The 8,272-nt window shown below is 70.0% G+C and carries 9 protein-coding genes; 7 read left to right on the forward strand and 2 right to left on the reverse strand.

Annotation, left to right across the window (positions count from 1 at the left end):
* Positions 1 to 78: 78 nt before the first annotated feature.
* Together BL253_RS12545 and BL253_RS12550 are read right to left on the reverse strand one after the other, a co-directional pair.
* Positions 79 to 999 carry an HpcH/HpaI aldolase/citrate lyase family protein gene (locus tag BL253_RS12545; RefSeq protein WP_076816541.1) on the reverse strand — a complete coding sequence of 307 codons (921 nt, stop codon included), beginning with the start codon at positions 997 to 999 and terminating at the stop codon, positions 79 to 81.
* Positions 1,000 to 1,057: 58 nt separating this feature from the next.
* Positions 1,058 to 2,020 carry a TIGR03621 family F420-dependent LLM class oxidoreductase gene (locus tag BL253_RS12550; RefSeq protein ID WP_081438258.1) on the reverse strand — a complete coding sequence of 321 codons (963 nt, stop codon included), beginning with the start codon at positions 2,018 to 2,020 and terminating at the stop codon, positions 1,058 to 1,060.
* Between the two features lie 318 nt (positions 2,021 to 2,338).
* On the opposite strand from BL253_RS12550, the gene BL253_RS12555 reads away from it, so the two are divergent.
* The 7 genes from BL253_RS12555 to BL253_RS12585 all read left to right on the forward strand — a co-directional run.
* Positions 2,339 to 3,529: a CaiB/BaiF CoA transferase family protein gene (locus tag BL253_RS12555; protein WP_076816544.1), complete on the forward strand. Its 1,191-nt coding sequence runs from the start codon at positions 2,339 to 2,341 to the stop codon at positions 3,527 to 3,529.
* A 132-nt stretch (positions 3,530 to 3,661) separates the two neighbouring features.
* On the forward strand, positions 3,662 to 4,960 hold the full coding sequence (locus BL253_RS12560) for an aromatic ring-hydroxylating oxygenase subunit alpha (RefSeq protein WP_076816546.1): 1,299 nt from the start codon (positions 3,662 to 3,664) through the stop codon (positions 4,958 to 4,960).
* 12 nt (positions 4,961 to 4,972) lie between these two features.
* Positions 4,973 to 5,314 (forward strand): hypothetical protein, encoded by a 342-nt coding sequence (locus BL253_RS12565; protein WP_076816547.1) that lies wholly within the window; start codon positions 4,973 to 4,975, stop codon positions 5,312 to 5,314.
* A gap of 21 nt (positions 5,315 to 5,335) precedes the next feature.
* The gene (locus BL253_RS12570; protein WP_076816549.1) at positions 5,336 to 6,172 is read left to right on the forward strand and encodes a TauD/TfdA dioxygenase family protein; all 837 of its coding nucleotides are present in this window, start codon (positions 5,336 to 5,338) and stop codon (positions 6,170 to 6,172) included.
* 22 nt (positions 6,173 to 6,194) lie between these two features.
* Positions 6,195 to 6,950 (forward strand): SDR family NAD(P)-dependent oxidoreductase, encoded by a 756-nt coding sequence (locus tag BL253_RS12575; RefSeq protein ID WP_076816551.1) that lies wholly within the window; start codon positions 6,195 to 6,197, stop codon positions 6,948 to 6,950.
* Between the two features lie 95 nt (positions 6,951 to 7,045).
* Positions 7,046 to 7,783 carry an SDR family NAD(P)-dependent oxidoreductase gene (locus BL253_RS12580; protein ID WP_076816552.1) on the forward strand — a complete coding sequence of 246 codons (738 nt, stop codon included), beginning with the start codon at positions 7,046 to 7,048 and terminating at the stop codon, positions 7,781 to 7,783.
* Between the two features lie 143 nt (positions 7,784 to 7,926).
* A partial coding sequence (locus BL253_RS12585; RefSeq protein ID WP_338013708.1) for a DUF6444 domain-containing protein occupies positions 7,927 to 8,272 on the forward strand: 346 nt, incomplete at its 3' end.

Raw genomic sequence — 8,272 nt, forward strand, 5'->3', positions numbered from 1 at the left:
CGGTTGCGTTTGGGTCGGGTTGCCTGGCGGCCCCGGGCTGGCGGGCACGAGGTGGCGGTGGTGGTTGGTTCCGGTGGGCTAGACCTCGTCGACCAGGCCGGCGAGCGATGCCCGGTGCAGCACGTTGGCGGCCAGGCGCATGTGGGCGGCGTCGACGAGCCGGCCGTCGCGCCCGATCGCGCCGACCCCGTCGCGCTCGGAGGCGCGGTAGACCTCGATCGAGTCGCGGGCCTCGGCGATCTGCGCCGCGGTGGGGGCGAAGACCTCGTTGGCGATGGGCACCTGGGACGGGTGGATCGCCCACTTGCCGTCGTAGCCGAGCAGGCTCGCGTGCGTCGCGGCGCGGCGGTAGCCGTCGGGGTCCTTGTAGGCGGGGTAGGGCGCGTCGATCGCGTCGATGCCGGCGCCGCGGGCCGCGGCGAGCACCTGCACGCGGGCGAAGTGCCAGAAGTCGCCGGGGTAGTCGCCGAGCGGGTCGAAGTTGCCGTTCACCCGGGCGTGCAGCGACGCGGACAGGTCACCGGCGCCGAAGATGATGGCCTCCAGCCGCGGGCTGGCCCTGGCGATCTCGGCCGCGTTCGAGAGGCCCTCGGCCTCCTCGATGAGCACCTCGAGGCCGATCCGCTTGCGCAGGCCGAGCTTGGTCTCCAGCTGGGTGAGCAGGACGTCGAACCACCAGACGTCCCGGGCCGAGCGCGCCTTGGGCACGATCAGGACGTCGACGGCCTCGCGGGCGCCGGTCACGATCTCGACGACGTCGTCGTGGCACCACTCGGTGTCCAGTCCGTTGACGCGGACGGCGCGGACGGTGTGGCCCCAGTCCTGGCCGGTGAGGGCCTTGACGGCGATGCCCCGGGCGGACTCCTTCGCGGCCGGCGCGCAGGCGTCCTCCAGGTCGAGGAAGACCAGGTCGGCCCCGGACGAGCCGGCCTTCATGCACATCTTCTCGCTGCTGGCCGGCGTCGCCAGCTCCGAGCGGCGGGCGCGCGGTTCGCGCACGGGTCCTCCTGTGGCTCTTGCGGGACCGGGACGGCTGCCTGCCGGCCGGCGCTGAAGGCTACTTGCCGGCGAGCCGCGCGGCGATCGGCGCGAAGCTCTCGAGCTGGTTGGACTGGATGGTCACGTAGTTGATGCCGAAGGCCTCGCGGCGCGCGAGCAGCTGGTCGGCCATCTCGTCGGGGGTGCCGACGAGCACGTTCGGGTGCGCGGCGGTCACGTCCGGCGTGGTCTTCATCCACCCGGCCAGCTTCTCGAACACCGCCGCCTTGTCCGTGGTGATCTCAGAGAAATACGGCGACCCCTCGATGTCGAGCTCACCCACGCGCTCGGGCGCGGCTGACCGGATGAAGCCGACCCGCCGGGCGAGCTCCTCGTCCGGCGTCAGCCCGTCGTCGTTGCGGGGGCTGAAGTGCACGTTGGAGATGCTGACGATGTCGGCCTCGCGGGCGGCGAACGAGAGCACCCGCTTCTTGCCGCCACCGATCATGATCGGCGGTCGCGGCTGCTGCACGGGCACGGGGAGGCCGCGGTAGCCGGAGACGTTGACGTGGTCGCCCTTGATCTCGATCGGCTCGCCGGACCAGTGGGCCTTGGCCAGGGCGACGACCTCGACGAGCTTGTCGATGCGCCGCGGGGCCGGGCCGAAGGCGAGGCCCATGGCCTCGTACTCGGCCCCGTTCCAGCCCGCGCCGATGCCGAACTCGAGCCGGCCGTCGGAGAGCAGGTCGATCGTCGCCGCCTCCTTCACGAGTACGGCCGGCACGTGGTAGTCGACGCAGAACACCCGGCAACCGACCCGCAGGGAAGTGGTCACCATGGCGGCGGCGGTCATCGCGGCGAGCGGGGCCAGGTGCTGCGGCGGCATGCTCGCCGCCCGCGCCACGGGGCCGGGGCCCAGATAGTGGTCGGCCACGAAGAGCGTGGAGTACCCGAGGTCCTCCGCCTTCCGGGCCAGCTCGCGCCACACGGTGCCGGACGCTGCCTTGGTGCCCTGGACGGCGAAGCGGAACGGACGGACCATTGGCATGCCCCGATTATACGATGCTCGCATGACTATAGGACGACCTGCGATTTGTGGTAGCGTCGTTCTCGCCAGCGCACGCTGATCGTTCTCATCAAGGCGAGCTGATCATTCTCGTATGTGAGACGACCGTTCTTCTGGAGGGCGTGATGACGGGAGCCCCGCCCGCGTGGCGTGCCCGCCGCAACGCCGTGGTCCTCCTCCGCGACCGGCCCAGGTGGTGCCGGAACAGCGGAGGGAGYCCCTACGCCCCGCCCTGATCTGGCCGGCAACCCGATCTTCGATCTCGCCCGCCCGTCTCGTCAGAAGGTCCACGGCATGCATGCGCTCGACGGAGTCAAGGTCCTCGATCTCGGCACCTTCCTGGCCGGCCCGTTCTGTGCGACGGTGCTCGGCGAGTTCGGCGCCGAGGTCGTCAAGGTCGAGCGCCCCGGCGTCGGCGACCATCTGCGCCGGTTCGGCAGCGACACGGAGTGCGGCGACACGCTCGTCTGGCTCTCGGAGGCGCGAAACAAGCGGTCGGTGACGATCAATTTCACCGACCCGCGCGGCCGGGAGCTGCTCCGCGAGCTGATCGCCTGGGCGGACGTCGTCATCGAGAACTTCCGGCCAGGTGTCATGGAGAAGCTGGGTCTGGACTTCCCGGCGATCCAGGAGATCAACCCCGCCGCGATCCTGCTGCGCGTGTCCGCCTACGGGCAGTCCGGCCCGCTGCGGGATCTGCCGGGGTTCGCGCGGATCGCGCACGCGTTCTCGGGTCTGGCCTTCCTCGCCGGCGAGCCGGACGGCATTCCGGTGACGCCTGGCTCCACCTCGCTGGCCGACTACATGTCCGGCATGTACGGCGTCATCGGCGTGCTGATGGCGCTGCGGGCCAGGGAGAGCACCGGGCGCGGCCAGGTCGTCGACATCGCGCTGTTCGAGACGATCTTCCGGGCGCTTGACGAACTGGCGCCGGCCTACCAGAAGAACGGCTTCGTCCGGGAGCGGATGGGCGCCGACACGGTGAACGTCGTGCCGCACAGCCACTACCGGACCGCTGACGGCCACTACGTGGCGATCGCCTGCTCACACGACGACATGTTCGCCCGGCTGGCACGGGCGATGGAGCGGCCAGAGCTGTCCGCCCCCGACCTCTTCGGGCCGAAGCAGAACCGGCTCGCCGCCCGCGACGTGATCAACAAGCTGGTGGCCGACTGGGTCGGCGCGCTGTCGTGCGACGAGGTCGTGGCCCGCTGCCGCGCGGCCGAGGTGCCGGCCGGCAAGCTCTACTCGATCGCCGACATCTTCGAGGACGAGCAGTACCAGCACCGCGGGACGATCACGGTGGAGGACTCCCGGATCGGTCCGCTCGCGGTGCCGAACGTGATCCCGGCGCTGTCCGAGACCCCGGGCGAGATCCGCTGGCTCGGCCCGGAGCTCGGCGAGCACACCGACGCGGTGCTCGGCCAGATCCTCGGCCGCTCGGCCGACCAGATCGCCCAGCTGCGCGCGGACGGCGTCGTCTGATCTTTCCTGCCTCGTCGTGGCGGCGCCGTGCGGGCGCCGTCCCCGTCACATCCACATCCTGATCACCGCAGCACCGCTGATCGGCGCCGGGCATCGTCCGGCCCGAGATCATCCCACGGAGGGGGTGGAGAATTGTCCAGCATCGACAAACTGGCGACCGGCCGTGACAAGTACACGCTGGATTATCCGGAGCTTGGCACCGGCCCGGTCGACTACGAGGACTCGATCTCCGAGGWGTTCTTCGAGGCCGAGCGTGAGGCCRTCTTCAAGCGGACGTGGCTGAAGGTCGGCCGGGTCGAGCAGCTGCCCCGCAACGGCACGTTCTTCACCCGCGAGCTCAAGGGCCTCGGGTCGATCGTGATCAGCCGGCACACCGACGGCGAGGTATACGCGCTGCACAACATCTGCGCGCACCGCGGGAACAAGGTGGTCTGGCAGGAGCACCCGGGCAACGAGTCCAAGGGCACCGCCCGGCAGTTCCAGTGCAAGTACCACGGCTGGCGCTACGGCCTCGACGGCAAGTGCAGCTACGTCACCAAGCGGGACCAGTTCTTCGACTCGCTGCCCGAGGACGGGCTGGGCATGCCGCAGCTGCGGTGCGAGGTCTTCGCCGGGTTCATCTTCGTGAACTTCAGCCAGGAGGCTCCGCCGCTGCGCGAGTTCCTCGGCGAGAAGCTCGTCGCCGAGCTGGAGTCCTGGCCGTACGAGAAGTTCACCAACCACTGGGGCTTCCGGACCTACGTCAAGGGCAACTGGAAGATCGGCATCGACGCGCTGCTCGAGTGGTACCACCCGGCGTACGTCCACGGCCGGTTCCTCGACACCGACGTGTCGCAGGCGGAGAAGCTCGTCCCGCCGATGGACTCCTACCACTACGACCTGTTCGCCCCGCACATGCTGACCTCGGTGCCCGGCCCGCCGCCGCTGAAGCCGCGCAACGGTGCGTCGGTCGGCCCGGCCGTCCGGGACATGAACTGGGTCTACAGGCTTTTCCGCGCCGGCCTGTTCGGCCCGGACGACGTGCGCGACGACCTCGGGTTCCTCACCCCTGACCGGAACCCAGGCGAGGTCCGGTACTGGAGCAACGACCAGTACTGGCTGTTCCCGAACCTGTCGATCCAGCTGTGGGGCCGGGGCTACTACATCACCTACCAGTACATCCCGGACTCGGTGGGCGGCCACAACTACGAGGTCGACATCTACTTCCCGGAGCCGAAGAGCGTCTCCGAGCGGCTCGCCCAGGAGCTGGTCGTCGACAGCACCATCGAGTTCGCCATGCAGGACACCAACACGGTGGAAGCGAGCTACTCGGCGCTGGCCAACCGTGCGCTGCAGACCTTCCACCTGTCCGACATGGAGCTGATGATCCGCCAGTTCCACCATGTYGTCCGTAACGCCGTCGCCGCTGGCCAGGCCGGTACCGAGAAGTAAGGAGCAGACGCGATGACGACGACCACCGGCACCCTGCCCGAGAAGTTCAGCGTCCTCGAGCCCTGGGCGGAGGACTGGGCACTGGCCACCCGGACCGAGCGGTACGAGAAGCGGCTGTCGAAGACCATCGACGAGCTCGGCGAGTTCTACGACGCGATCGCGCCGCACGCCGAGGAGGCGATCGCCTACCTCGACACGTTCGACGTGAAGGACCTGCCCGAGCCGGAGACCCGGCTGATGCACCTGCTCTACTCGATGATCATGGTGTCCTACCCGGTGAACATCTTCAAGCAGCCCCGCATCCCGGACTCCGGCGCCGCGTTCTTCAACGCCGCCGTCGAACCCGCGATCTGAGCGAACCCGGGACGAGGCGCCATGAGCATCACCAAGACGAAGGTCACGCCGACCACCGGGATCGAGATCTCCGGGCTCTCCGGCGGCCAGCTGCTGGACCCGGCGGTCGCCGCCGACACCCTCGCCGGCCTGGAGGAGAGCGGTGTCGTGATCTTTCGTGAGGCGAACGTCACCGACGACGAGCTGGTGGCCCTGAGCCGGCTCCTCGGTGAGGTCGTGCCGCCGGCGCGCGGCGCCGTCGAGGGCCACCCGGAGGTTCAGGCGATCACCCGCGACGCGTCGAAGAGCACGATGGCGGCGTACCGCGAGGCGACGTTCTGGTGGCACTTCGACGGCGCGACCGACACCGTGCCGGACAAGTACACGCTGCTGACCGCGCGGGAGATCGCGGGCGACGACGACGGCGACACCGAGTTCGCCAACGTCTACGCCGCCTACGACGCTCTCCCCGACGAGGAGAAGGCGCGGCTCGCCGGTGTGCGGGTGGTGCACAGCTTCGCGGCGTCGCAGCTGCGCGTCTACCCGGATCCCTCGGAGCGGGAACGGGCGTCCTGGGACCGGATCCCGTCCCGGGAGCACCCGCTCGTCTGGCACCGGCGCAGCGGCCGGCGCTCGCTGCTGCTCGGCGCGACCGCCGGCGAGGTCGTCGGCCAGCCGGACGAGGAGGGCGAGTCGCTGCTCGAGCGGCTGCTCACCTGGGCGGCGCAGCCACAGTTTGTGGTACGCCACAAGTGGCGGCGAGGCGACCTCGTCATCTGGGACAACACGGGGATGTTGCACCGGGCGCTGCCTTACGGCGAGACCTCGAGCCGGCTGATGCACCGCACCTCGATCGCCGGCGACGAAGCCATTTCCTAGATCAAAGAGGAGGTTCGGCATAGTGACCGAGCAGCGGACGGCGCTTGTCACCGGCGGTGGGTCGGGTATCGGGCGGGCCATCTCCCATCGGCTCGCCGCGGACGGCTTCGCGGTCGCCGTCCTGGACCTCAACGCCGACGCGGCGAAGAAGGTCGCCGAGGAGATCGGCGAGGCGGGGAACGAGGCCGTCGCCTTCGGCGGGGTCGACGTGTCCAGCCGCGAGCAGGTGAACGCGGCCGTCGAGAGCATCCGGGCCTCGATGGGCCCGGTCCTGGCGCTCGTGAACAACGCGGGCGTCACCGGCTTCCGCGAGTTCCTGAAGATCAGCGACGCGTCCTGGGACAAGACCATCGCGGTCAATCTCTCCGGGCCCTTCTACGTCACCCAGGCGGTGCTGCCCGACATGATCGCGGCGCACTGGGGCCGGATCGTGAACATCTCGTCGTCGAGCGCCCAGGGCGGCCAGCAGTACATGACGCACTACGTCGCCTCGAAGGCCGGCCTGATCGGCATGACCAAGGCGCTCGCGCTGGAGTTCGGCCCCGAGGGGATCACCGTCAACACGATCCCGCCCGGCTTCGTCGACACCCCGATGCTGCGCGAGTCCGAGCGGCGCGGCATGTTGGGCGGCGGCGTCGAGGAGCACGCCGGGAAGACCCCGGTGCGCCGCGCAGGCAAGCCGGAGGACATCGCGGTAGCCACCTCGTTCCTGTGCCGCGACGAGGCCAGCTACATCACCGGTCAGATCATCGGCGTCAACGGCGGCCGCAACACCTAGAGCCATCCGGGGACGGGGCGCCGCGCGCCTCGTCCCCGCGGCGAGGTGGCCGGCGCGTCGGCCGGTGACGACATCGACGTCCGCTGGAGGTTGCCGTGGGACGGCTGAATGGCAAGGTCGCGATCGTCACGGGGGCCGGGTCCGGGATCGGGAAGGCGTCGGCGCTGCTGTTCGCGGCCGAGGGCGCCAAGGTCGTGTGCGCGGACCTGAACGGCTCGGAGAAGGACACGGCCGCCGAGATCGGCGCGAGCGCGGTGGCGGTCCAGGTGGACGTGGCCGTCGCCGCCGACGTGCGGAACATGGTGGAGACGGCGGAGCGCGAGTTCGGCCGGCTCGACGTGCTGTTCAACAACGCCGGCGTCTCCGGCCCGTCCGCGCCGATTCACGAGCTCGACGAGGAGATACTCGACCGCCTCCTCGCGGTGAACATCAAGGGCGTCTTCCTCGGCATCAAGTACGCCGTCCCCGTGATGCTGAAGACGGGCGGCGGGTCGATCGTCAACACGGCGTCGAACGCCGGGATGGTCGGCTGGAAGGGCAAGGGCGGGTACTCGGCGGCCAAGGGCGGCGTCGTGCTGCTCACCAGGTCGGCGGCCCTCGACTACGCGAAGTCCGGTATCCGGGTCAACGCGGTCTGCCCGGGCATGACCTGGACCGGCATGGCCGCCGCCCAGGCCTCCGAGCCGCCCGAGGACATCAAGGTGCCGAACCCGATGGCGCGTTTTGGCCGGCCGGCCGAGCTGGCCGCCGCGGCGCTCTTCCTGGCCAGCGACGAGTCGTCGTTCATGACCGGCGTGGCGATGCCGGTGGACGGCGGTTACGTCGCGCGCTGACGGCGAGAGCTGACGAGAGCTGCCGGAAGGTAAACATTCAGGTGCTTTGTTGATGTTGCTTTGGGTCGCTGGCTTCGGAGCCAGGCGCTGATGTTGGTGGTCGCGTGGCGTGCCAGGTCTGGTGCGTGTGGTGAGGTAGGGGCATGGCGCCGGTCGAGGAGATGCCCCCTGAGGGCCTCCTCGCGGTGGTGCGCGCCCAGGCGGAGCTGATCGCGGAGTTGCGGGCGACGGTCGCCGAGCAGGCCCGGCAGATCGCGGAGCTGACGGCGAAGGTCGCTGACCTGGAGCGGAAGGCGTCGCGGAACTCGCGGAACTCGTCGTTATCGCCGTCCAGCGACGGCGCGATCCCGGGTCGGAAGCCGCCCGAGCCGCCGGCGGGCGGTGGCGGGGCGGGGAAGAAGAAACGCGGCAAGCAGCCGGGCGCGGACGGGTTGACGCTGGCCTGGCGGGAGGACCCAGACCGGGTGGAGGGGCACTTCCCGACTGGGG

This window comes from Pseudofrankia asymbiotica (genome assembly GCF_001983105.1).
In the GTDB taxonomy this organism is placed as follows: Bacteria; Actinomycetota; Actinomycetes; order Frankiales; family Frankiaceae; genus Pseudofrankia; species Pseudofrankia asymbiotica.